At 32.1% G+C, this 23,360-nt stretch carries 23 protein-coding genes and 2 other annotated features; of the genes, 22 read left to right on the top strand and 1 reads right to left on the bottom strand.

Annotation, left to right across the window (positions count from 1 at the left end; all coding sequences use genetic code 11):
- The first annotated feature begins 136 nt into the window (after positions 1-136).
- From GQF29_RS03250 to GQF29_RS03165, 18 genes are all read left to right on the top strand, one after another.
- Positions 137-1,636: an LCP family protein gene (locus GQF29_RS03250; RefSeq protein ID WP_008788212.1), complete on the top strand. Its 1,500-nt coding sequence runs from the start codon at positions 137-139 to the stop codon at positions 1,634-1,636.
- A gap of 59 nt (positions 1,637-1,695) precedes the next feature.
- Positions 1,696-1,929: a binding site (T-box leader), on the top strand.
- Positions 1,930-1,968: 39 nt separating this feature from the next.
- Entirely contained in the window at positions 1,969-2,985 is a 1,017-nt protein-coding gene (aroF, locus tag GQF29_RS03245) for a 3-deoxy-7-phosphoheptulonate synthase (RefSeq protein ID WP_017144144.1), read from the top strand.
- A gap of 216 nt (positions 2,986-3,201) precedes the next feature.
- Positions 3,202-4,371 (top strand): iron-containing alcohol dehydrogenase, encoded by a 1,170-nt coding sequence (locus tag GQF29_RS03240; protein WP_017144145.1) that lies wholly within the window; start codon positions 3,202-3,204, stop codon positions 4,369-4,371.
- Positions 4,372-4,475: 104 nt separating this feature from the next.
- Positions 4,476-5,051, top strand: coding sequence for a TetR/AcrR family transcriptional regulator (locus GQF29_RS03235; RefSeq protein WP_008788216.1), 576 nt, complete (start codon positions 4,476-4,478; stop codon positions 5,049-5,051).
- A 65-nt stretch (positions 5,052-5,116) separates the two neighbouring features.
- Positions 5,117-5,428 carry a DUF1330 domain-containing protein gene (locus tag GQF29_RS03230; RefSeq protein ID WP_008788217.1) on the top strand — a complete coding sequence of 104 codons (312 nt, stop codon included), beginning with the start codon at positions 5,117-5,119 and terminating at the stop codon, positions 5,426-5,428.
- Positions 5,415-6,257, top strand: coding sequence for an MBL fold metallo-hydrolase (locus tag GQF29_RS03225; protein WP_008788218.1), 843 nt, complete (start codon positions 5,415-5,417; stop codon positions 6,255-6,257). The genes GQF29_RS03230 and GQF29_RS03225 overlap by 14 nt, the downstream gene beginning before the upstream one ends.
- 126 nt (positions 6,258-6,383) lie before the next feature.
- Positions 6,384-6,633 (top strand) — a binding site (T-box leader).
- 56 nt (positions 6,634-6,689) lie between these two features.
- Positions 6,690-7,706, top strand: coding sequence for a 3-deoxy-7-phosphoheptulonate synthase (gene aroF, locus GQF29_RS03220; RefSeq protein ID WP_017144146.1), 1,017 nt, complete (start codon positions 6,690-6,692; stop codon positions 7,704-7,706).
- Between the two features lie 10 nt (positions 7,707-7,716).
- Positions 7,717-8,775, top strand: a complete 1,059-nt coding sequence (aroB, locus tag GQF29_RS03215; protein WP_008788221.1) for a 3-dehydroquinate synthase — start codon at positions 7,717-7,719, stop codon at positions 8,773-8,775.
- Position 8,776: 1 nt separating this feature from the next.
- A complete protein-coding gene (gene aroA / locus GQF29_RS03210) occupies positions 8,777-10,054 on the top strand; it encodes a 3-phosphoshikimate 1-carboxyvinyltransferase (RefSeq protein ID WP_008788222.1) in 1,278 nt (425 codons plus the stop codon).
- Positions 10,032-11,108 (top strand): chorismate synthase, encoded by a 1,077-nt coding sequence (aroC, locus tag GQF29_RS03205; RefSeq protein WP_008788223.1) that lies wholly within the window; start codon positions 10,032-10,034, stop codon positions 11,106-11,108. Before aroA ends, aroC begins: the two co-directional genes overlap by 23 nt.
- Entirely contained in the window at positions 11,105-12,226 is a 1,122-nt protein-coding gene (gene pheA, locus GQF29_RS03200) for a prephenate dehydratase (protein ID WP_008788224.1), read from the top strand. Before aroC ends, pheA begins: the two co-directional genes overlap by 4 nt.
- Positions 12,227-12,234: 8 nt before the next feature.
- Entirely contained in the window at positions 12,235-12,732 is a 498-nt protein-coding gene (locus tag GQF29_RS03195) for a shikimate kinase (RefSeq protein ID WP_008788225.1), read from the top strand.
- Between the two features lie 580 nt (positions 12,733-13,312).
- A complete protein-coding gene (locus tag GQF29_RS03190) occupies positions 13,313-14,200 on the top strand; it encodes an ROK family protein (RefSeq protein WP_008788226.1) in 888 nt (295 codons plus the stop codon).
- 40 nt (positions 14,201-14,240) lie between these two features.
- A complete protein-coding gene (locus GQF29_RS03185; RefSeq protein ID WP_008788227.1) occupies positions 14,241-14,921 on the top strand; it encodes a beta/alpha barrel domain-containing protein in 681 nt (226 codons plus the stop codon).
- Between the two features lie 75 nt (positions 14,922-14,996).
- Positions 14,997-15,884, top strand: a complete 888-nt coding sequence (gene thyA, locus GQF29_RS03180; protein WP_008788228.1) for a thymidylate synthase — start codon at positions 14,997-14,999, stop codon at positions 15,882-15,884.
- Positions 15,884-16,360: a dihydrofolate reductase gene (locus GQF29_RS03175; protein WP_008788229.1), complete on the top strand. Its 477-nt coding sequence runs from the start codon at positions 15,884-15,886 to the stop codon at positions 16,358-16,360. Before thyA ends, GQF29_RS03175 begins: the two co-directional genes overlap by 1 nt.
- Complete coding sequence (locus GQF29_RS03170; protein ID WP_008788230.1) at positions 16,357-17,076, top strand: lysophospholipid acyltransferase family protein; 720 nt, start codon at positions 16,357-16,359, stop codon at positions 17,074-17,076. Before GQF29_RS03175 ends, GQF29_RS03170 begins: the two co-directional genes overlap by 4 nt.
- A 169-nt stretch (positions 17,077-17,245) precedes the next feature.
- Positions 17,246-18,442, top strand: coding sequence for an MFS transporter (locus GQF29_RS03165; RefSeq protein ID WP_008788231.1), 1,197 nt, complete (start codon positions 17,246-17,248; stop codon positions 18,440-18,442).
- A gap of 9 nt (positions 18,443-18,451) precedes the next feature.
- Here GQF29_RS03165 and GQF29_RS03160 read toward each other — a convergent pair whose 3' ends face one another.
- A complete protein-coding gene (locus tag GQF29_RS03160) occupies positions 18,452-20,215 on the bottom strand; it encodes a glycoside hydrolase family 2 protein (RefSeq protein ID WP_008788232.1) in 1,764 nt (587 codons plus the stop codon).
- Between the two features lie 321 nt (positions 20,216-20,536).
- On the opposite strand from GQF29_RS03160, the gene GQF29_RS03155 reads away from it, so the two are divergent.
- The 4 genes from GQF29_RS03155 (at position 20,537) to GQF29_RS03140 (ending at position 23,330) form a co-directional block, all read left to right on the top strand.
- Positions 20,537-21,502, top strand: a complete 966-nt coding sequence (locus GQF29_RS03155; protein WP_008788233.1) for a hypothetical protein — start codon at positions 20,537-20,539, stop codon at positions 21,500-21,502.
- Positions 21,503-21,567: 65 nt separating this feature from the next.
- Positions 21,568-22,692 carry an FAD:protein FMN transferase gene (locus GQF29_RS03150; protein WP_008788234.1) on the top strand — a complete coding sequence of 375 codons (1,125 nt, stop codon included), beginning with the start codon at positions 21,568-21,570 and terminating at the stop codon, positions 22,690-22,692.
- Between the two features lie 12 nt (positions 22,693-22,704).
- The gene (locus GQF29_RS03145) at positions 22,705-22,944 is read left to right on the top strand and encodes a TIGR03905 family TSCPD domain-containing protein (protein WP_008788235.1); all 240 of its coding nucleotides are present in this window, start codon (positions 22,705-22,707) and stop codon (positions 22,942-22,944) included.
- A 77-nt stretch (positions 22,945-23,021) separates the two neighbouring features.
- A complete protein-coding gene (locus GQF29_RS03140; RefSeq protein WP_008788236.1) occupies positions 23,022-23,330 on the top strand; it encodes a hypothetical protein in 309 nt (102 codons plus the stop codon).
- Positions 23,331-23,360 lie beyond the last annotated feature (30 nt).

The raw sequence follows: 23,360 nt of genomic DNA, 5'->3' as shown, positions 1-23,360 counted from the left end.
AACTTTAGTTTATAATACTCATGTTTGATGAATACTAAATATACAAAAATCTTTGTCTTCTTGAAAATATATTTGTATTTATAAGATGAGTGTGTATAATAATAGTGTTGTCGAATGTGTAGAAAAGAGGTTAGTTATGAAAAAAATAATATCAAGAAGATTGCTATTTATCTTAACAATAATCGCAGCTATCTTTTTTAGTTTTGTAATGTTTGAATTACAGGTTCTACCATTAAAATACTATATACCATTAGTGGTTATGATTTTTTTGGGCGCTTTTTTACTTTATCGTGGTGAAAAAGATAAACATAATCAACATTCTATAAAAGTGACTTTATTAAAGTTTGTAAATGTTATTTTAGCAGTTTTATTAGTTGTTGGTTCTTTGTATGCAATGAAGGGTTCTGATTTCTTAGCTGCTATTACTGGTGGAGGAGATCAGACAATTGAAATGCATGTTGCTGTTCTTAAAGATTCCCCATATCAATCATTAAATGATTTAAAAGGTAAACCATTTGGTGCTAATACTATAGATGCTGTGAATATTAATAAGACAGAAGCAGCTATTGAAGATGAGATTGGTGATATTGATGTGACTGCTGCTTCTTCGTATGAGCAATTAATCAATTCATTAAATCAAAAAAGTGTTGAAGCAATTATTATTAAAGCAGTAGACTTAGAATCCTTAGATGATATAGAGAAAGGTTTTAATGAAAAAATAAGAACTGTGAAAAAAATAGAATTAAAGATTCCTAGTGTATCTGCAAACAGTGCTAAAGTGACAAAAGAACCTTTCCATATCCTTATTAGTGGAACTGATAAAGAAGGACCAATTGGAACATTTGCTTTATCAGATGTGAATATGATTGCAACTATCAATCCCACAACGAAGCAAGTTTTATTAACGAGTATTCCTAGAGATTATTTTGTTGATATTATTGGTATGGATGGTGTGAGTGGTAAAGATAAGTTAACACATAGTGCCAAAGGTGGTATGCAATGTACAATTCAAACAATAGAAAATTTTATGGGAATTAAGTTTAACTATTATGCTAAATTTAACTTTACATCATTTATGAATGTTGTTGATGCATTGGGTGGAATTGATGTCAAAGTTCCTAAGTATCAAGTCATTGGTAGAGATGATGGTGTTTTTGTCACAAAGAAAGGTAAATATACAATTAAACCTGGTGAGAATCATTTTAATGCCAAACAAGCTCTGTCTTTTGTCAGAGAAAGAAAAGCATTTGTTGAAGGTGATACCATTCGTGGAAAAAATCAAATGCTCATGTTAAAAGCCATTTTGAAGAAATGTACTTCAGCAAGTATTATCACAAAGATGGATGGTGTTTTTGAATCTTTATCTGACAGTTTTGAAACAAATATGGAAGCAAAAGAAGTAAAATCATTAATCAATATGCAAATTGATGATATGGCTTCTTGGGATGTTCAATCTTATCATTTAGATGGTGATGGATCTCAAAGAACAAAAACTTTAGCAACTGTTGGTGACGTGACTAAGGTGAATCCGTTAGGAATGTTTATAACTATTCCAGATCAGACATCAATTGATCAGGCTAAACAATATCTTCAATCTGTAATGAACAATGAGATTATTAAAGTTAAAGATGAATAGACCTTCAAATTTGAAGGTCTATTTTCTTGACTTTATGCATATAATTCTATAAAATATGATTAAATACAAAGAAAAGAAAGAGTAAATGTTATAAACAATTGTAGAGAATTCTTGGTTGGTGAAAAAGAATATTGCGTTAATATTGAATACATCTTGGAGTAGACGGTTGAATAAAGTAGGCTGGTTCGGATACACCCGTTATCGTGTTAGAGTATGTTGGTACTCGAAGAGGTTGCTATTGTGAGATAGTAACAAATTAAGGTGGTAACGCGATGATCTCTCTCGTCCTTATGTGGATGAGAGATTTTTTGTATATAAGAGGAGGAAAGAAAATGATTATTGTATTGAAACAAAAAGTAAGTGATGAAGATTTAAAGAGAGTTGTGAATAAGGTAGAGAAATTTGGGTTAACTGCCCATGTTTCACAAGGGGAAGAAACAACAATTGTAGGTCTTGTTGGAGATGTTACAAAAGTTGATTCAAAACAAATTGAAGTTGATGAAGCTGTAGAAAGAGTTATGCATGTGAGTGAACCTTATAAGTTAGCGAATCGAGCATTCCATCCAGATGACTCTATTATTGATGTGAGTGGTGTCAAAGTGGGAGGAGACCACTTGGCATTAATTGCTGGACCTTGTTCAGTTGAATCAAAAGAACAAGTCATTGAGATTGCTAAGGCAGCAAAAGCAGCAGGAGCCAATATGCTAAGAGGTGGTGCATTCAAGCCAAGAACATCACCATATGCATTCCAGGGAATGGGAACAGAAGGCTTGGATATCCTTGTTGCAGCAAAAGAAGTGACAGGATTACCGATTGTTTCAGAATTAATGAGTGCAGAGTATATAGATGAATTCAATGCAAAAGTAGATCTTGTTCAAATAGGAGCAAGAAACATGCAGAACTTTGACCTGTTAAAAGAAGTTGGAAGAAGATGTACAAAACCAATCTTGTTAAAAAGAGGGTTAAGTGCAACATTTGAAGAATGGGTCATGAGTGCAGAATATATCATGGCAAGTGGGAATCCAAATGTCATCCTATGTGAAAGAGGAGTGAGAACATTTGAGACATATACAAGAAACACATTGGATTTACAAGCGATACCAGTGATTAAGAAGTTAACACATTTACCAATCATCATAGATCCATCACATGCAGGAGGAAAATGGTGGCTAGTGGAACCTATGGCAAAAGCAGCAGTGGCAGCAGGATGTGATGGATTAATGATAGAAGTGCATAATAGTCCAGAGACAGCCTTGTGTGATGGACCACAATCATTAAAACCAGAAAAGTATACACAATTGATTGAACAAATCAAAGAAATTGGTAAAATAGTAGGTAAAGAAGTTTAGAAAAAAGAGATTATAAAATATTTTGTATAAATTATCCTTCCAATGGTAGAATGAAATACCATAGGGAGGATTTTATGATGAGTAAAAAAGATTAAATAAAATATTAAGTTGAATATATATTTGGAGGGAAAGTTATAGCAAAAATTAACATTATATTGATTGTCAAAAAGAAGGCAAAAGTATATAATGATAAAAATATAAAAAGGAGGTTACATGATGAATTTTAAATATTATATTCCAACCCGTATATTATTTGGGACTGGCTCACTTCAACAGTTAGGAGACCAAGAATTACCTGGCAAGAAGGCAATGATTGTCACAACTCATGGACAATCAGTTAAAAAATATGGTTATCTTGATCGAGTCATTGAACAGTTAGAAAAACAAAATATTGAATATCTTCTTTTTGATAAAATTCTGCCAAATCCAATCAAGAGTCATGTTAATGAAGGTGGACGACTTGCTAAAGATGAGCATGTCAATTTTATTATTGGATTAGGAGGTGGAAGTGCTATAGATGCAGCCAAAGCAATTGCTATTATGGCAACAAATGATGGAGACTATTGGGATTATGTCCATGGTGGAACTGGTCTAGGGAAAGAAGTTGTTCATGACCCACTGCCAATTGTTGCTATTACAACAACTGCAGGAACAGGTACTGAGGCAGATCCATGGACTGTCACAACAAAAGAAGAGACAGGTGAAAAGATTGGTTCAGGTTATGATAAAACATTCCCATTTCTTTCTATTGTTGACCCTGAACTTATGTTAACTGTGCCATCACTATTAACTGCTTATCAAGGTTTTGATGCACTGTTTCATAGTTGTGAAGGATATCTTAATAAAGCTCATAATCCCATCAGTGATATGTATGCACTTAAATCCATTGAATTGATTGGCAAAAGTTTAGAAATTGTTGTTAAAGATGGGAAGAACATAAAGGCAAGAGAAGATGTTGCTTTAGCAAATACCTTGGCAGGAATGGTAGAATCTATTTCTGGATGTATTTCTGAACATAGTATTGCTCATGCTATGAGTGGCTATGTTCCAAACTTTGAACATGGTGCTGCTCTTATTAGCATTAGTAAAGAATATTATACAATGCTTATAGAGAAACATGCCTGTGACCAACGTATAATTGATATGGCTAAAGCATTGGGAAATAAAGATGCAAAAAAACCACAAGATTTTGTATATGCCCTTGTTAATTTACAGGCACATTGTGGTGTTGACGGTATCAAGATGAGTGACTATGGTATGACTTATGATGATTTACCTCGATTTGTACAAAGTGCAAGAGAAACAATGGGAGGACTCTTTGACTCTGATCCTATTGAAGTAAGTGATAATGATGTTTTAAATATCTTGCAAAAATCTTATAAATAGGAATAAAGGTGTTGATTTCATAGATCAGCACCTTTTCTATATCTTGACATATTCTCACAAATGTATCATAATATATGCAAGTGAATACTTGCAAAGGAGGGCGTATGGATAAAACGAGGCAAAAGATTATTGATGCAACAATGCATCTTGTGATGGAAAAAGGATATGCTTCAATGACAACAAAAGAAATTGCTGAATATGCACATGTTAATGAGAGTACATTATTTAGAAAGTTTGGAAGTAAAAAAGAGATTGTTTTAAGTGCTATGCAAGAAAATTGGCATCCTCATCTTTCATCAGATGATTTCTATCCAATAACAGGGGATCTTTATAGGGATCTTCTGCATTTCTCATCAGTTTATATGCAAAAAGTTACCCCTCAATTTGTAAAAGTTTCTATTGGACTCAGAAGTCCAGAATTATATCAAGATACTGTTGAAGGGATTATGAAGGTACCACAGGTTTTTAAAGATATTCTTATGCAATATTTTGAAGAAATGCAGAAATTAGATAAAGTGATTCAACAAGACATTGAATCATTAGCGATTAGTTTTCTATCTATAAATTTTGGATTTGTATTTTTTAAAGGATCTTTTGGAGAGCGTCTCACAACTCTGAGTTCAGATGAATATATTCAAAATAGTATTAAGGTTTTTGTTAAAGGAATTCAAAAGGTATGACACTTTTGTGTCATTTCTTTTTTGATAAGAATGCAAGTGTTTACTTGCGTATAAGGAGGAGAAAAATGAGTTGTTATTTTTTGGTTCAAGTTTTTTGTTCAGATCAACAAAAAAGAGTATTATATGATGAGTATATACATGATGTTAAACCTATTGTTGAAAGTTATGGTGGTAAATATCTGATACGAAGTGAGAATTTGATTTCATTAAGTTGTGCATGGAAACCAGATAGAATGATTCTCATTCGTTTTCCTAACAAGGAAACACTAGAGAAATGTTTCCATTCTAGTGAATATTTAGAAATCAGTTCTAAGCGTGAACAAAGTGTAGAAAGTCATGCTCTGATTATTGGAGGGATGGAAGATGAAGATATGTAATGGGGTTTATCAGCTGAAGATTTATTTTTATGTAACACCTGAAATAGAGAGATATGTTTATGTTTATATTTTAACTGGAAAATATTGTTACTTAATAGATACAGGTATTCATGGTTCAGAAAAGCTCATTGAAGATTATCTTCATCAATTGGGTTATCAGATAGAAGATATTCATGGTATCTTTTTGACACATGCTCATCCTGATCATATGGGAAGTGCCTATGCATTACAAAAGAGAAGTGGTTGTCCTATATATGCAAGTTATCTTGAAAAAGAGTGGTTTGAAAATGTTGATAAACAGTTTGCAGATAGACCAATTCCTCGTTTTTATCATCTTTTACAAAATTCAGTTCATGTTGATATGGCTATTGAAAGAGAAACAGAAATAATGTTGGAAGACTATTTATCAATGAAGATTATATTGACACCTGGTCATTCTCATGGGTCCCTTTCTTTTTTATTCAATTATCAAATTTTATTTACTGGTGATGCTATTCCTGTTGTTGGAGATATTCCTATTTATACTCATGTTTATCAAACCCTAAAAACTTTAAATACGTTATTAAATATTCAATCTATAGATTATTATTGTCCGGCATGGGATGTTGTTTATCAACAGGAAATGGGAAAAGAAAAAATCAGAGATGCTATTCATCTGATTGAATCCATTGATGAATGTGTTCAAAGGATGATTAATGATTATCCATCAATAAGTTATGATAGATTATTTGAACTTGTTTGTTATCAAATGAAAATGGAAGTCTTTAAACAAAATCCATTATTTAAGAAAACTATACTTTCTCATATTTATTATCAATGTTATGATTGAAATCATGGAAAATCATAATTCATTTTTCGAATATATGGAAAAATATATAAAATATTTATATTTTAGGTAAAAGCCATTGACAAATGAGGAGATATCGCATAAAATACTAACAACAAAACTACTGATATAAATACAGTGAAAAGAAAGAGTAGATTATTGAACTTGCGTAGAGAACTCTTGGTTGGTGAAAAAGAGTGAGGGAATGTAATTGAATTCATCTTGGAGTAGACGGCTGAACAAAGTAGGCTTAGTCCGGGAATGCCCGTTATAGCATGAGAGTATGAACCTAAAGGTTAGGCGTACTTGATAAGGTTTATTTAGTAATAGATAAGCAAACTAAGGTGGTAACACGAAAGATGTATCTCTCGTCCTTATGGATGAGGGATTTTTTATTTATACAGTAGGGGATAAAAAGAAAAGGAGAAAAAGAAAATGATTATTGTATTCAAACCAAAAACAAGTGAAGAGGATGTTAGAAAGGTTGCTTCTGTTGTTGAAGCAAAAGGATTAACAACACATATTGTCGTGGGGGAGGATGTAACAATTTGTGGTGTTATTGGAGATACAACAAAAGTGGATCCTAAACAAATCGAAGTTTCATCAGTTGTAGAAAGAGTTATGCATGTGAGTGAACCTTATAAGTTAGCGAATCGAGCATTCCATCCAGATGACTCTATTATTGATGTGAGTGGTGTCAAAGTGGGAGGAGACCACTTGGCATTAATTGCTGGACCTTGTTCAGTTGAATCAAAAGAACAAGTCATTGAGATTGCTAAGGCAGCAAAAGCAGCAGGAGCCAATATGCTAAGAGGTGGTGCATTCAAGCCAAGAACATCACCATATGCATTCCAGGGAATGGGAACAGAAGGCTTGGATATCCTTGTTGCAGCAAAAGAAGTGACAGGATTACCGATTGTTTCAGAATTAATGAGTGCAGAGTATATAGATGAATTCAATGCAAAAGTAGATCTTGTTCAAATAGGAGCAAGAAACATGCAGAACTTTGACCTGTTAAAAGAAGTTGGAAGAAGATGTACAAAACCAATCTTGTTAAAAAGAGGGTTAAGTGCAACATTTGAAGAATGGGTCATGAGTGCAGAATATATCATGGCAAGTGGGAATCCAAATGTCATCCTATGTGAAAGAGGAGTGAGAACATTTGAGACATATACAAGAAACACATTGGATTTACAAGCGATACCAGTGATTAAGAAGTTAACACATTTACCAATCATCATAGATCCATCACATGCAGGAGGAAAATGGTGGCTAGTGGAACCTATGGCAAAAGCAGCAGTGGCAGCAGGATGTGATGGATTAATGATAGAAGTGCATAATAGTCCAGAGACAGCCTTGTGTGATGGACCACAATCATTAAAACCAGAAAAGTATACACAATTGATTGAACAAATCAAAGAAATTGGTAAAATAGTAGGTAAAGAAGTTTAGGAGTGAGACTATGGAAATGAAAGTGAATTTAGGTAAAGACAGTTATCCTATTTATATACAACAAGGATTGTTAGATGAGGTTTTGGGTTATATCAAACCTATATTTCAAGGAAATAAGATTATGATTATTTCTGATAATCAAGTGTTTTCATATTATGGCGAAAAGATAGAAACACAGTTAAAAAAAGAATATGAAGTTGGGCACATTGTTGTTCCTCATGGAGAACAGTCAAAAAGATTTGATATTTTGCCTGAACTTTATAATGAATTGCTTTCATTTCAATTGACACGTACTGATTTAATTATTGCCTTAGGTGGCGGTGTTATTGGAGATTTGGCAGGCTTTGTCGCAAGTACATTCTTGCGTGGAGTGAAGTTTGTTCAAATCCCAACTTCACTATTAGCACAAGTTGATTCAAGTGTTGGGGGAAAAGTTGCAGTTGATTTGCCAGCAGGTAAAAATTTAGTTGGAGCTTTTAAACATCCAAGTCTTGTTTTAATTGATCCATTGACATTAAAAACATTAGAGAAAAGATTTATTAGTGATGGAATGGGTGAAGTGATTAAATATGGATGTATCTTTGATGCAGACTTATTTCAGCAACTCGCTTGTTATACATCATTTGATGAATTGTATCAGGATATTGATGAGATTATCTATCGTTGTGTTGATTTAAAAAGAGATGTTGTGGAAAAAGATTTATTTGATTTTAACGATCGATTAGCATTAAATTTTGGTCATACTTTAGGACATGCTATTGAACAATACTACCATTATGAAAAGTATTCTCATGGTGAGGCAATTAGTATTGGAATGGTACAATTAACACGCATTGCTGAAGCAAAAGGTCTGACAAAAGTAGGAACTGCTGATCAAATCTGTGATGTTTTAAAGATTTATCAATTACCAACTGTTTCGCATTTGAAAACATCTGATTTAAAACAAGCTATGGCAGTAGATAAAAAGAATATTTATAAAAAATTATCTTATGTTTTATTACATGCTATAGGACAATCATATATTTATCCAAGTGATTTGACATTTATTGATGAAGTTGAGGAGGTTTAAAATGGCAATGACAATAACACCAAAAAAATTAAAAGGAAAAGTGAATGTCCCTCCTTCTAAAAGCATGGCTCATCGTGCCATTATCTGTGCATCACTTGCGAGAGGAAAAAGCATTATTCGTCATATTGAATATTCAAAGGATATTGAAGCAACAATTTCAGCTATGAAGGCATTAGGAACAATGATTTTTCAATATGATGATTATTTAGAAATTGATGGAACAACGACTTTTATGAGAAATATGTGTGATATTGATTGTCATGAATCAGGATCGACATTAAGGTTTATGGTTCCTATTTCCATTGTTTGTGAAGCCAATGTTCATTTTACAGGGCAAGGACGTTTAGGCAAACGACCATTAGATGTATACTATAAAATATTTGATCAACAAAATATTGGTTATTTATATCAAGAGGATGTCTTGGATTTATATATTAAAGGACGATTAAAAGCAGGTGAATTTGAAATTCCAGGTGATGTGTCTTCTCAATTTATTAGTGGTTTGTTATTTGCCTTACCATTGTTGGATGGTAATTCAAAAATAATGATAACATCACCTTTAGAATCTAAAGGTTATATTGATTTAACATTGCAGATGTTAGAACAATATGGAGTGCATATTGAAAATAAAAATTATCAAGAATTTATCATTCATGGAGGACAAATATATCAACCATGTGATTATTATGTAGAAGCTGATTTTTCTCAGGCAGCATTTTATCTTGTGGCGGGAGCTTTAGGTAATGATGTTGTATTAGAAGGGTTGAATTTATCAACACATCAGGGAGATAAAGAGGCTATTGATATCTTAGAAAGAATGGGATGCCAATTAATAGCTAAAAATGATGGATATCAAATATATCCTGGTATTTTGACTGCAACAACAATTGATGGTTCACAATGTCCTGACATTATTCCTGTTATTGCCTTAGCATGTGCACTGAGTGAAGGTGTGACACATATTGAAAATATTGGACGTTTACGCATTAAAGAATGTGACCGTTTATCAGCAACTGTAGAAGTTATTAATCAGTTAGGTGGTATAGCAAAGGAAGAAGAAAATGCGATGATTATTGAAGGTGTGAAAACACTTCAAGGTGGGAAAGTTTCTTCATATAATGACCATCGTATGGCAATGATGGAAGCGATAGCTTCAACAGTTTGTCATCATCAAGTTGTTATTGATAATAAAGATTGTGTTGAAAAATCTTATCCTAGTTTTTGGGAACATTTTGAAATGTTAGGAGGTGTGTATGATGAGTTCTTCATGGGGGACTAATATAGAATTATCTATTTTTGGTGAAAGCCATGGGCAGGCTATAGGAATTGTGATAGGAAATTTACCTGCGGGTATTCAATTAGATATGGTTGATATTCGACGTCAGATGAAACGTCGTGCACCAGGTCTAAATATCATGTCTACACCAAGAAAAGAAAAAGATGAAGTCCAAATTATGAGTGGACTCATGGGGGACGTCACAACAGGAGCACCTCTATGTGCAATGATTTATAATAGTGACCAGCATTCAAAAGATTATTCCTTACTGCAAGAATGTATGCGTCCAGGACATAGTGATTATCCAGCTTATATTAAGTATAAAGGATTTAATGATGTCAGAGGTGGTGGACATTTTTCAGGAAGAATAACAGCACCGATTGTTTTTGCAGGTAGTGTTGCAAAACAAATATTAAAACAAAAAGGAATTGTGATTGGGGCACATATTCAAAGTATTAAAGATGTTTATGATGATTCTTTTGGTGTTGATATTTCTTCACAGGATATTGAGAATATGTTACAACAACAATATCCAACCTTAAATTCTCATGTTTTTGAAAAAATGCAGGCAACGATAGAAGAGGCTAGAATAAATTGTGATTCAGTTGGGGGAATGATAGAATGTGCTATTTTAAATGTCCCTGCAGGAATTGGTAATCCGTTCTTTGATTCAATTGAGTCACATTTATCACCTTTGCTATTTAGTATACCAGCAGTAAAAAGTGTAAGTTTTGGATTAGGTGAAAAAATCACAGAGTTGTATGGACATGAAGCGAATGATTGTTATTATTATGATGATGAGAAAGTGAAAACAAAAACCAATCATAATGGAGGTATTACAGGCGGAATCAGTAATGGGATGCCAATTATCTTTAGAGTTGGGATAAAGCCAACACCATCAATTTCTCAAGTTCAACAAACAGTGAATATTAAAACAAAAGAAAATACAGAATTAGAAATTATAGGAAGGCATGATCCATGTATTGTTCCTAGAGCGGTTGTTGTCGTTGAATCAATGGCAGCATTAGGGATTTTGGATATGATGAAAGATATATGAAAGATTTAGAAACATGTCGCAAGGAAATTGATGAAATTGATCAGCAGATGATTGCTTTATTTGAAAAAAGAATGAATGTTGCTAAAGATGTGATTACGTATAAATTAGCACATAATATGGAAATCTTTCAATCACATCGAGAATTACAAGTGATTGAAAAAAATACGAAGCGTATTCATAATGATGACTTAAAGGATTATGCAAAAACATTTATTCAGGATATGATGAATATTTCAAAATCTTATCAAGCTTCATTTATTCCACCTCAAAATATCTATCAACTGATTCCTGCACGTTATGAAAATATTGTTGTTGGGTATCCAGGAGTGACAGGCTCTTTTTCTGAAAGTGCACTTGATGCTTATTTTGGTAGTGAAACAAAAAGAAAAAACTATGAGCATTTTGATGAAGTATTTGAAGCGCTTAAAAATGATGAAATTGATTATGGGGTTGTCCCATTAGAAAATTCATCAACCGGTGCAATTAATGATAATTATGATGCAATTAGAGATTATGGTTTCTTTATTGTTGGAGAACAGAGTCTTTCTATATCCCAACATTTATTAGGTTTACCAGGAAGTTCTCTTGAAGATTTAAGAGAAGTCTATTCACATCCTCAAGGATTACTACAAAGTCGCCAGTTTTTATCTGAGCACGCTTGGATGAAACAAAGAGAGTATGCAAATACATCTTTAGCTGCTCAATATGTTGCTAATGAAAAAGATCCAACCAAAGCTGCAATTGCTTCTGACAAAGCTGCCCAACTCTATGGTTTAGAAATATTACAAGAGAATATTCAGAATCTCAAAACGAATTCAACACGTTTTATTATCTTTGGAAAGCATTTAGAAACATCAAAAGATGTATCGCATGTGAGTATTGTTTTTACTTTAAAACATGAAGTGGGATCGCTTTATCAAGTTATGAAAGTGATTAATGACCATCATATTAATATGTTAAGAATTGAATCAAGACCTTTAAAGGCAACACCTTGGGAATATTATTTCTATGTGGATTTTGAAGGAAATTTAGAAAATCAAAATATTATTTTAGCATTGGAAGATATGAAAACTCATACAATTACTTTAAGAGTGCTTGGCAACTATGCTAAAAAGTAGGAGAATATATGGAAAATATTGTTTTAATTGGAATGATGGGTTGTGGAAAAACGACAATCTCAAATCTTCTTTCAAAAGAACTTTCAAGACCTCTTATTGATATTGATGAATATTTGGTTGATAAATATGATATGACAATTCCTGAAATGTTTGATATTTCTGAAGATTATTTTAGAGAAAGAGAAACAATCTGTTGTCAAGAAGTAGGATTATTAGAAAATTATATTATATCTACTGGTGGTGGCGTTATTAAGAATCCAAAGAATATAGAAGCTTTACAAAGAAATGGGATTATTATTTATATTGATCGTCCAGTAGAGTTGATTTTAAGTGATGTTGAAATAGCAGCACGACCTTTACTAAAAGATGGACCTGATAAACTTTATCAGTTATATAAAGAAAGACATCAAAGATATCTTGATGTCTGTAACTGTCATATTCAAAATACATCTTCGTTGGAAGATGTTGTTGAAAAGATCATAAAAATAATCAAAGAAAACAAATAGGTGCAAGATGAGGTTCTTGCACCTATGTTCCTTTGATATAGAGGAAAAGGATTGAATTGTAGATGATAAATATGAGGTCTTTACCATCTGCTTATATCATACCATAAAGTTATGGACTTTTTGTGTCGGATTTTGTAATCTTATTGAAAAGGAAAAAAATTTTATGAGACTCAAATGAGTAACAATAAAAAAAGTTATCAACAATAATTTCTTGCATATAAACAGGAGTTTATGGAGGCGGGAGATAGTATGGATGGAACTGCTAGCCTACAGTTTACTGATTTTTTTGATAAATAGTTAAAAAATAATCGGAATAACGGCAAAAAAGAAACAATTCATTAGAGGATTGTAGAAAATGTGTTGAATTGTGAATCTACATGATGTATTGGTTAATGTGATTAAGACAACAATGGTTCTACTAAAACGATTATAAATAATGATGGAATTCTAGAAAATCAAGTCACATGAAATGGGCAAATAAAACAAAGATATTGGATTCATAGAGAAGAGAAATAAAAAATGTTCATATTCTCTTTTTTTCTGCGAAGTTTTTCTTTATAATGAATGTGAGGTGAAAAACATGGAGAATTATTTGGCAATAGATGTAGGTGGTACAGCATTAAAGATTGGTTTATTAACTGAAGAAGGAGAAATTTTGGAATCAGATTCAAAGAAGACGCCAAAAACATTAGACGCTTTTTATCAAATCATAGAAGATACATTTCATGAATATGAGGGTGTAAAAGGATTGGCTCTCAGTTTGCCTGGTGCAGTTGATAGTGAAACAGGTATTATTGGAGGATCAAGTGCATTAGATTATATTCATGGTCCAAATATAAAAGAAGAGTTAGAAAAACGTTTACAAGTACGTGTGGAAATGGAAAATGATGCCAATTGTGCTGCTTTGGCTGAGGTCTGGAAAGGTGCTGCCAGTGATGTTAATGATTGCTGCTTTATTGTTAGTGGAACAGGTATTGGTGGAGCAGTTGTTAAAAATAAACGTATTCATAAAGGACAGCATTTACATGGTGGAGAATTTGGATATATGATTGCAGATTTCAATTTTGAAACAAAAGAAATGAAAACGTGGTCTGATGTAGGGTCAACGGTTGCAGTTGTTCGAGCAGTTGCAAAAGCCAAAGGAGTAGATGTGGCTTCACTTGATGGTAGAGACATTTTTGATCATTATCATGAAGATAGTGATTATGAGAAAGCTGTAGATAAGTATTATTATGTCTTGGCAAATGGCATTTATAACTTACAGTATGCATATGATCCTCAAAAGATTATTATTGGTGGAGGAATCAGTGTTAGAGATGATTTGTTAGATGAAGTGAATCAAAGATTAGATGTTATTTTCCATCGTTTTAAACATGCAAAAATTAGACCCGTTGTATTGACTTGTCAATACCACAATGATGCAAATTTATTAGGTGCTCTTTATCATTTCTTAACAATTCATTCATAAAAATGAATTATAATATCAAACAAAGAAAGAGGTGGTGTGTGTGGCAAAACAAATGCCAGTTATTCAATCAAAACTAAGACATATTGTCAAAGTGCCAGAATGCATTTATGATGTTTCTGGAATTAATGTTAATGGCAAAAGAATTAAATCATTAGTCTTTTCAACTGATGTTGCAGTTATTGCCAATTGTAATGCAGATGCTGTTATTGCGGTTTATCCTTTCACTCCAACATTACAAATTACTAAATCAATTATTGAAGTTGCTCAAAAGCCAGTGTTCGCTGGAGTTGGTGGTGGGACAACTGCTGGTCCACGGGTGAATAATATTGCGTTGGATGCTGAATTAAATGGTGCTTCAGCAGTTGTTTTGAATGCTCCAACAAAGACGAGGTTTGTACAAGAGTTGGCTCAGATTATCGATATTCCTATTGTTTTAACGATTGTTTCTTTAGACGAAGCGTTGGAAGAAAGGATGCTGAATTCTGGAGCAAGTATTATCAATGTATCAGGTGGTAAAAATACGGTTGCAATTATTAAGGCCTTAAGAGCTATTGATAAAGACTTTCCAATCATAGCAACTGGAGGTCCAAGCGTCGAGACAATTAAAGAAGTCATTCAAGCTGGGGCTAATGCAATTACTTATACACCACCAACAAATGGCGAGATTTTTAAGGAAATGATGGAAAGATACAGAATTCAATGTAGTCATCATGAAGAGTAGAAATACTCTTTTTTCTTTTCAATATAATGACTTTTGTAAGATTATCCTATATAATAGCCTTTAGAGGTGAAAATGATGAAACAATATTTAGAATTGTGTAAACATATACTTGAAAATGGTGAAGATAGAGATGATCGTACAGGAACAGGAACTCGAAGTGTTTTTGGATATCAGACAAGATATGATTTAAGAGAAGGATTTCCTCTTTTAACAACAAAGAAAATGTTTTTAAGACCTATCGCTGAAGAATTATTATGGTTTATTAAAGGGGATACCAATATTAAGTATTTGGTAGATAGAAATGTACGTATTTGGAATGAATGGCCATATGAAATATTTAAAAAATCAGAAGATTTTCATGGTGAGACATTAGAAGAATTTGTAGAAAAGATAAAAGAATTATCAGCAGATGATCCGTTTGTTATCAAATATGGTGAATTAGGTCCAGTTTATGGAAGACAATGGCGTAATTTTAATAATGAAGGAATTGATCAAGTTTCAAAATTAGTTGATTCATTAAAGAATAATCCTTATTCAAGAAGACATATTATTTGTGCATGGAATCCTGCAGAGGTTGATGAGATGGCTTTACCGCCTTGTCATTCTTTCTTACAGTTCTATGTATCAAATGATCAAAAATATCTTTCATGTCAATTGTATCAAAGAAGTGCTGATACATTTTTGGGTGTTCCATTTAATATTGCTTCTTATGCATTGTTTACTGCAATGTTAGCACAAGTCTGTGGTTATGAAGCTAAGGAATTTATACATACGATTGGTGATGCTCATATTTATAAAGATCACTTTGATGTTGTTAAAGAACAGATGTCAAGAGAGCCACTTTCATTATGTCAGTTGGTATTAAATAAAGATGTCAAATCAATTTTTGATTTTACAATTGATGATATTAAGATTGAAAATTATCAGAGTTATGGAAAACTTGTAGGGAAGGTGAGTGTATAATGATTAGTATTATTGTAGCAATGGATGATAATCAATTAATTGGGAAAAAAGAATCATCTAATGGTATGCCTTGGAATAACAGTGAGGATTTAAAGCATTTTAAAGCAACAACAATCAATAAAACCATTTTAATGGGATATACAACATATATGGCTATTGGAAGACCACTTCCAAATAGAAAAACAATTGTTGTTTCTTTTGAACCATTTGATGATGAACGAGTAGAAGTGAGAACATCTTTAACAGATGTTATTCAAGAGTATAAAGATAAGAATGAAGATTTATTTATCTCTGGAGGAGCATCTATTTATAAGCAATCTTTACCCCTTGCAGATCAATTGTTGATTTCAAGAATTCCTGGAGCACATGTTGGAGAAACCTATTTCCCTGATTTTGATGAATACGGTTTTGAATTACAGGAAACGATTCCTTATGAAACATTTAATCTTCAAGTTTATCGAAGAGGTCACAAATGAAAAGAATACTATTTTTAATTATAAGATTATTATATCGTATTCCAGGATGGTTATTAAAGATTCGTTCTTATAATAAACATATTGATGAGACAACTTTTGAAGAGCGTTTTGATTTTGGACAAAAAATGATTCGTAAAATCAACTCTAAATCAAGAGTAAGAATTCATAGTTTTGGTCAAGAAAATTTACCAGCTGAACAAGGATACTTAATTGCTCCTAATCATCAAGGGTTGTTTGATGCATTAATTCTTTTTGAAACACATGATAAGCCATTTAAAGCCATTGTGAAAAAGGAATTAATGAGCGTGTTTGTTTTAGGGAATGTTTTAAAGATGTTACAGTTTGAAGCTATGGATAGAGAAAACTTAAGAGCTTCTATGAAAGTTATAAAAAAGGCAACGCAAGAAATGAGCGAAGGACGAAATTATGTTATTTTTCCTGAAGGGACAAGATGTCGTCAACAAAATCAGATGCTAGAGTTTAAAGGTGGAACGTTTAAAACAGTTATTGATGCTAAAAAACCAATTGTTCCAGTTGCTTTAATTGATTGTTATAAGGTTTTTGACAATAATACAATTGCGCCAGTAGATGCACAAATACATTATTTGAAACCTATCTTCTATGATGAATATAAAGATATGAATAGCACTGAGATTGCTCATTATGTACAAGAATGTATTGAAAAGTGTATTGCTGAAAATGAAAATAGATTTTAAGAGGTCATTATATGATCTCTTTCTTTTTCAATTTATGAAATTTTATATGTTTAAAATCATAAACAGTGATATACTGTTTATGTAAACATTCGTCAAATGTTGATGAAAGAGCATTTAAAAATATATCTTCATTTATATAAATGATTGATACTTTGTGGGAGGGAAAAGAATGGAAAGTAAATCTTTAGATATTCGTTATGCATGTATTCATGGCTTCTATTGGATGATTTGTTGCGCCATGATTGGTTATGCATCTGTATTTTTATTGGATAAAGGATTTGATAATACTACAATTGGTATTGTTTTGTCTATTTCCAATATATTAGCGGTATTTGGACAGCCAGCAGTTGCATCATATATGGACAAAACAAGCCGTTTATCATTAAGGATGCTTATTTCTTGTATTTTGGTTGTTATTATTGGGTTATCACTTATTTTAAGTTTTTTATCAGGAGCATCAATTGTCATGGTTGTTTTAACAATTACGGTTTTTACATTAATGTTAACAATGCAGCCATTTATTAATTCATTGACATTTGCTTTTGAGAAAAATGGAATCCATATTAATTTTGGATTAGCAAGAGGAATTGGTTCTGTTGCGTATGCAGTCATGTCATTGATTTTAGGAAATATAGTAGCTATTTTTAGTCCTGAATTATTACCATTCTTTTATGTTGGATTATCTCTTTGTGCATTACTGTTTGTATATACATTTTATCTACCAGGACATAAAGATGAAGTTATTCATGAAGAAAAAGAAGAAGTTCATGATCAATTGTCTATGGGACAATTTATGAAGAAATATAAAACATTTATGTTATTATTGGTTGCTACAGTCTTATTATTTTTTGATCATTCAGTGATTAATAACTTCTTTATTCAAGTGGTTAATCATATTGGTGGAAATAGTGCTGATATGGGAAATGCTATTTTTTTGGCAGCAGTTTTAGAACTTCCTACAATGGCTTTATTTACAAAGTTTCAAAAGAAATTAGGTTGTCGTCAAATGATGTTGATTTCTGCTATTTTCTTCAGTGTTAAACATATTGTTACGTATTTTGCTATGAACATGTTCATGATTTATGTTGCTCAAGTTATGCAAATGTTAGCATATGCTGTTTTCATTCCAGCCTCTGTGTATTATGTCAGTCAACTTGTTGAAAAGCATGATATGAATAAAGGACAAGCACTTGTTACAGGAGCAATGACACTCGCTGGAGTCTTTGCAAGTTTGGCAGGTGGCGTTCTATTGGATGCTTTAGGTGTTTCTAAAGTTCTCATGATTGGAGCTATTATCTCAGTATTGGGAACTATTTGTATGTTTGTAAGTGTTGAAGATGTTGATAAACATGAAAGAGAATCGTGAGATTCTCTTTTACTTTTGTTTTATAAGTTTACAGACTTCACGATCATAGGTGAGTAAGCCATTGACTTCTTCCTCAATATCACTGACTTGTGTATAAATTGCTCCACAGAGTCCTTTTTGAATAAGTGGTTCAACAGTTTCTTTAAATAGTTTTTGATACCCAAGAGTCAATTCTTCTTGATTGAGAAAAGTTTTATAACCATAACTCTTTTTAATACTTATGTGATGAGGGACTTGATAAACATATCCTCCGTATTCAGATAATATAAATGCTCGGGAATCTGGAATTATTTTTGGTTCATCAAAATAATGATGTTCACTTCTAAAATCACCACATTTTTGATCAAACCAACCACTTGCTGAATCAATGAATCTTGATGGATCTAATTTATGTATGTATTTGGTTAATTTGACAGTTTCAAATTGTCCCCATCCTTCATTAAAAATCACCCATGTACTGATGCAAGGAAAATGAGAAAGATGCTGAATGGTTCGTTCACATTCTTGAATCCATTCTTCTTTTCCAATGGCATTCTTTCTACCAAGAAGATAATTGTGTTTGTCTGAGATATGTTTTTTTGTCCAGCTGATTAAAGATGGCATCCAAGTGATAAACCAAGTATGATATTTCTCTCCACCATTAACCATATCTTGCCAAACAATCATTCCAAGACGATCACAATGATAATACCAACGGGAAGGTTCTATTTTGATATGTTTGCGAATCGTATTAAAACCAAGATCTTTCATTGTTTGAATATCATAAATAAGAGCTTCATCACTAGGGGCAGTATAGAGACCATCAGGCCAATAACCTTGGTCAAGAACACCATTCATAAATATTGGCTGGTGATTGAGACAAATTCTAGGTATATTTTCTTTGTCTTTTTCGATGGTATATAAACGCATTGCAAAATAACATTTCACATGGTCATTGACTATGGAAACGTGAAGATTATAGAGGTAAGGAGAATCAGGTGTCCAGGATATTTTGTGATCAATTTTTAAATATTGAGTAATAATGTTTTGGTCAGATGATATAGATACTATATTTTCATCATTAATCTGAAAATGAATAAGTTCTTGAGTTGGTTGATTGAGGAATACTTTCACTTCAATTTGATTATGGTCATAATCTGGTGTTATTTTGACATCTTGAATATATGTCTCGCTTACCCACTCTAACCATACAGTTTGCCAGATACCACTTTGTGCTGTATAATACATTCCACCTCTTTTGAGTCTTTGTTTACCAATAGATTGATATGATGTCTCGGAAACATCTTGAACACGCACTGTTAAGATGTTTGAATTCTCATTTAAAAATCGTGTAATATCAATAGTGAAAGGAAGATATCCACCAACATGATGGAAAACCTTTTTTTGATTAATATAGATAGAGGCTGTTTGATCTACAGCACCAAAATGTAATAAGCAGCATTTATGACGATGTTTGCAAATAGGCAGTGTTCTTTGGTACCAAAGATATTCGTTTGGCTGAAGTTGTTTATTAACTTTGGATAAACTTGCTTCTGGTGAAAATGGAACCAATATCTTGCCTTGATATTGAGGGGGAATACTCTTATCAGGCGTTATAGCATAATCCCAATATCCATTAAGATTGATGTAATTGTTTCTTATCATTTGTGGTCTTGGATATTCTTCAAGAACGTGTTGATCATCTAAATTCTTCCCCCATCTTGTCTCTAATGGAATGAGAGCTTCTTCTTTAGGGAAAAGTCTTACTGTTTTTATAGCATCTATGAGATTCATAAAATCCCTCCTTTGTTTAACTGATTGTATAATAACATTATACAGTTTCAAAACAATAAAGTTAAACTTATTAGAGTGTTTCTATAAAGAATTCTTAAGTGAGGGAATATCAGATATTTATTTTCTAATTATGAAAAAAATTTTACTTTATTATCATAATAAGAAAAGTATTGATAAAATGGTGAAAAATTTCACAACATCTTTTAAATATGTAACATTTATGGGGAAAAGACAGCATTTTATCAACGAAATCTCTTGCCATATAAACGCTTTCAATATATAATATATGTAGTTCAAAAGATATATGGGAAGGAGAATTTTATGAACAAATTAGTAAAAGTATTAGCTGCATCAGCATTAGTTGCAACTGCACTTGTTGGATGTGGAAAAAAAGATGAACCTACTGGAGGTAATACTGCTGCAAAATATGCGAAAGTTGGTTTAGGAATTGTAAGTAATATAAATGATGAAGGACAAGTTAATTCAACTATGGCTGCTATTGGTTTAGATGCTGATGGTAAAATTCAATATATTGATATTGATGTTGCACAATCTACACCAGGTGGAGATGAAAAATCAGCACTTACAAAAACAAAAAAAGAACGTGGTACAGATTATGGTATGAAAGAAACTTCTGCTAAAGCTGGAAAAATTAAAGATGGTGGAGAATGGGATGAACAAGCAAAAGCATTCGAAGAATTCTGTAAAGGTAAAACTTTGGATGAAGTTGCTAAAGTTGAAACTGAAGATTACCATGGTGGTAAAGCTCCAAAAACTGGAACTGATTTAGCTTCTAAATGTACTATTACTATTGATGATTTCTTAGCTGCTGTTGCTAAGGCTGGAACTAACGCTCAAGAAGCTAATGCTGCAAAAATTGGTATTGGTGAAGTTATGTCAAATGATGCTGAAAAGAAACAATTAAATACAACTGTTGCATTAGTTGCTACTGATGCTGATGGAAAAATTGTTTATTCAAAAATTGATGTTGCACAAATTTATAAAGGTGTTACTGATACTAAATCTGAATTAAAAGGTAAGTACAATATGAAAGAAACTTCAGCAAAAGCTGGAAAAATCAAAGATGGTGGAGAATGGTTTGAACAAGCTGAAGCATTTGAAGCTGCAATTAAAGGTAAAACTTTAGATGAAGTTGCTAAAATTGAAACTGAAGATTATCATGGTGGTAAAGCTCCAAAAACTGGAACTGATTTAGCTTCTAAATGTACTATTACAATTGATGCTTTCTTAGAAGCAATTGCTGAAGCTGGAACTGCTTTACAATAAAAAATATAAAAACTGCGAAAATATATCGCAGTTTTTTTTATTTATTGGTATAATAAGAAACGGTGATGAAATTGAAGAAAAAAATATGTGTAATTCTTGCGTTCTCTTTATTTATATTAACAGGATGTAAGAATCAAAAAGACAATTATGAGTATTATACAAAAAACTTTATTGGTGCTTTTGATACAATAACAACCTATATTACATATGCGACAAATCAGGATGACTTTGATAAACAGTGTGAATTAATTGATAAAGATTTAAATTATTATAATCAATTATTTGATAAATATAATTCTTATGATGGTGTAAATAATGTAAAAACAATTAATGATAATGCTGGAAAAAAAGCAATAAAAGTTGATAAACCGCTAATAGATTTATTAGAGTTAAGTATTGAGAGATATGAAAAAATATCTAAGAAAGTGAATATCGCTTTTGGAAGCGTTATTAATATTTGGCATGATTATCGTGAAAAAGCAGAAAGCAATAATGGCGTTGGTACTGTTCCAAGTGAGGCAGAATTAAAGAAGGCTAATCAGCATACTGGTCTTGACAGTATAAAGATTGATAAACAGGCACAAACAGTGTATATTGATGATGCAAATGTTTCTATTGATGTTGGTGCAACTGCGAAAGGTTATGCGGTTGAATTGGTTAAACAAGCTCTTATTAAAATGGGAGTTGATAATTTCCTTTTAAGTGGTGGTGGAAATGTTGCTAGTCATGGAGAAAGAAAAATAAAGAAAGAGGGAGACTTCTATCTTAATGATTGCCAAGAAAAATTTTGTGTAGGCATTGAATCACCTCAAGATGGGAATTACAGCAATAGTGAGTCTGATAATGAAGCTGTATTGGTTGTTCAAGGTGAGTCAATAGTTACGAGTGGTGATTATCAAAGATTTTATAAAGATGTTAATGGTGTCCGATATCATCATTTGATTGATCCAGATACACTATATCCAGCAGTTCATTTCAGAAGTGTAAGTATTATTACTGCTGATAGTGGTTTGGCTGATTTCTTGAGTTCAGCAGTTTTCTTAATGAGTTATGATGAAGGGCTAAAACTTATTGATTCATTGGATGGTGTTGAAGCTATCTGGTTATTAGATGATGGAAAAATAAAAATGTCTAGTGGATTGAAGGATAATGACCATCTATATGTTATTGAAAAAGATCGATTGAAGTAGGAGGAAATTTTAATGCATACTTATAAAACAAAGGGAACATGTTCAACACGTATTGATTTTGATGTTGTGAATGGAAAAGTCACAGGAGTTAAATTTGTTGGTGGGTGTTCAGGAAATTTACAGGGGATTGCAAAACTTATTGAGGGAATGGATAAGGAGGAAGCGATTCAACGTATTGAAGGAATTCGTTGTGGTGCAAAACCAACATCTTGTCCAGATCAATTGGCAAAAGCTTTAAAAGAATGTGAGTAATTGTTACTCACTTTTTCTTTTGATAAAAAATCGTATTTTTCCTTATCTTTTTTCATATCATAGTATAGGTGATTTTTATGATGATACAAAGAATTAAGAAAATGCAATTGTTGTGTGCTGCGTGTATGATATTACAATTGATATGTTATAAGTGGTATATACCTTTTCATTTGTTTGCGGTTTTACTTAGTATTGTAATTATTGTTAATCAAAAATGGTTTCGAGTTATTCAATTACAATATCATTTCTATTTGATTGGTTTATATTTTTACAGATTATGGATTTTGAGTATTGAAGCTGTTTATTTATTGCAGTTAATCTATGTGATATTTTGTTTATATATTGCAATTATGTTAATACTTTTTGCGTTTCACTGTATCTTATGAGGGCGAATTTTGTTATAATATTGAAATAAA

Source organism: Coprobacillus cateniformis, assembly GCF_009767585.1.
GTDB classification, from domain to species: domain Bacteria; phylum Bacillota_I; class Bacilli_A; order Erysipelotrichales; family Coprobacillaceae; genus Coprobacillus; species Coprobacillus cateniformis.
Note: the sequence above shows the minus strand (reverse complement) of the source record. Positions and strands in the feature narration are given on the sequence as shown.

Excerpts from the sequence above, each read along its gene's own strand:
- aroF (WP_017144144.1), top strand. The coding sequence starts at position 1,969 with ATGATTATTGTATTGAAACAAAAAGTAAGTGATGAAGATTTAAAGAGA.
- GQF29_RS03140 (WP_008788236.1), top strand. The coding sequence starts at position 23,022 with ATGATGATACAAAGAATTAAGAAAATGCAATTGTTGTGTGCTGCGTGT.
- thyA (WP_008788228.1), top strand. The coding sequence starts at position 14,997 with ATGAAACAATATTTAGAATTGTGTAAACATATACTTGAAAATGGTGAA.
- aroA (WP_008788222.1), top strand. The coding sequence starts at position 8,777 with ATGGCAATGACAATAACACCAAAAAAATTAAAAGGAAAAGTGAATGTC.
- GQF29_RS03250 (WP_008788212.1), top strand. The coding sequence starts at position 137 with ATGAAAAAAATAATATCAAGAAGATTGCTATTTATCTTAACAATAATC.
- GQF29_RS03230 (WP_008788217.1), top strand. The coding sequence starts at position 5,117 with ATGAGTTGTTATTTTTTGGTTCAAGTTTTTTGTTCAGATCAACAAAAA.
- aroB (WP_008788221.1), top strand. The coding sequence starts at position 7,717 with ATGGAAATGAAAGTGAATTTAGGTAAAGACAGTTATCCTATTTATATA.
- GQF29_RS03155 (WP_008788233.1), top strand. The coding sequence starts at position 20,537 with ATGAACAAATTAGTAAAAGTATTAGCTGCATCAGCATTAGTTGCAACT.
- aroF (WP_017144146.1), top strand. The coding sequence starts at position 6,690 with ATGATTATTGTATTCAAACCAAAAACAAGTGAAGAGGATGTTAGAAAG.
- GQF29_RS03170 (WP_008788230.1), top strand. The coding sequence starts at position 16,357 with ATGAAAAGAATACTATTTTTAATTATAAGATTATTATATCGTATTCCA.
- GQF29_RS03165 (WP_008788231.1), top strand. The coding sequence starts at position 17,246 with ATGGAAAGTAAATCTTTAGATATTCGTTATGCATGTATTCATGGCTTC.
- GQF29_RS03175 (WP_008788229.1), top strand. The coding sequence starts at position 15,884 with ATGATTAGTATTATTGTAGCAATGGATGATAATCAATTAATTGGGAAA.
- GQF29_RS03160 (WP_008788232.1), bottom strand. The coding sequence starts at position 20,215 with ATGAATCTCATAGATGCTATAAAAACAGTAAGACTTTTCCCTAAAGAA.
- aroC (WP_008788223.1), top strand. The coding sequence starts at position 10,032 with ATGAGTTCTTCATGGGGGACTAATATAGAATTATCTATTTTTGGTGAA.
- GQF29_RS03190 (WP_008788226.1), top strand. The coding sequence starts at position 13,313 with ATGGAGAATTATTTGGCAATAGATGTAGGTGGTACAGCATTAAAGATT.
- GQF29_RS03195 (WP_008788225.1), top strand. The coding sequence starts at position 12,235 with ATGGAAAATATTGTTTTAATTGGAATGATGGGTTGTGGAAAAACGACA.
- pheA (WP_008788224.1), top strand. The coding sequence starts at position 11,105 with ATGAAAGATTTAGAAACATGTCGCAAGGAAATTGATGAAATTGATCAG.
- GQF29_RS03240 (WP_017144145.1), top strand. The coding sequence starts at position 3,202 with ATGAATTTTAAATATTATATTCCAACCCGTATATTATTTGGGACTGGC.
- GQF29_RS03225 (WP_008788218.1), top strand. The coding sequence starts at position 5,415 with ATGAAGATATGTAATGGGGTTTATCAGCTGAAGATTTATTTTTATGTA.
- GQF29_RS03235 (WP_008788216.1), top strand. The coding sequence starts at position 4,476 with ATGGATAAAACGAGGCAAAAGATTATTGATGCAACAATGCATCTTGTG.
- GQF29_RS03150 (WP_008788234.1), top strand. The coding sequence starts at position 21,568 with ATGAAATTGAAGAAAAAAATATGTGTAATTCTTGCGTTCTCTTTATTT.
- GQF29_RS03145 (WP_008788235.1), top strand. The coding sequence starts at position 22,705 with ATGCATACTTATAAAACAAAGGGAACATGTTCAACACGTATTGATTTT.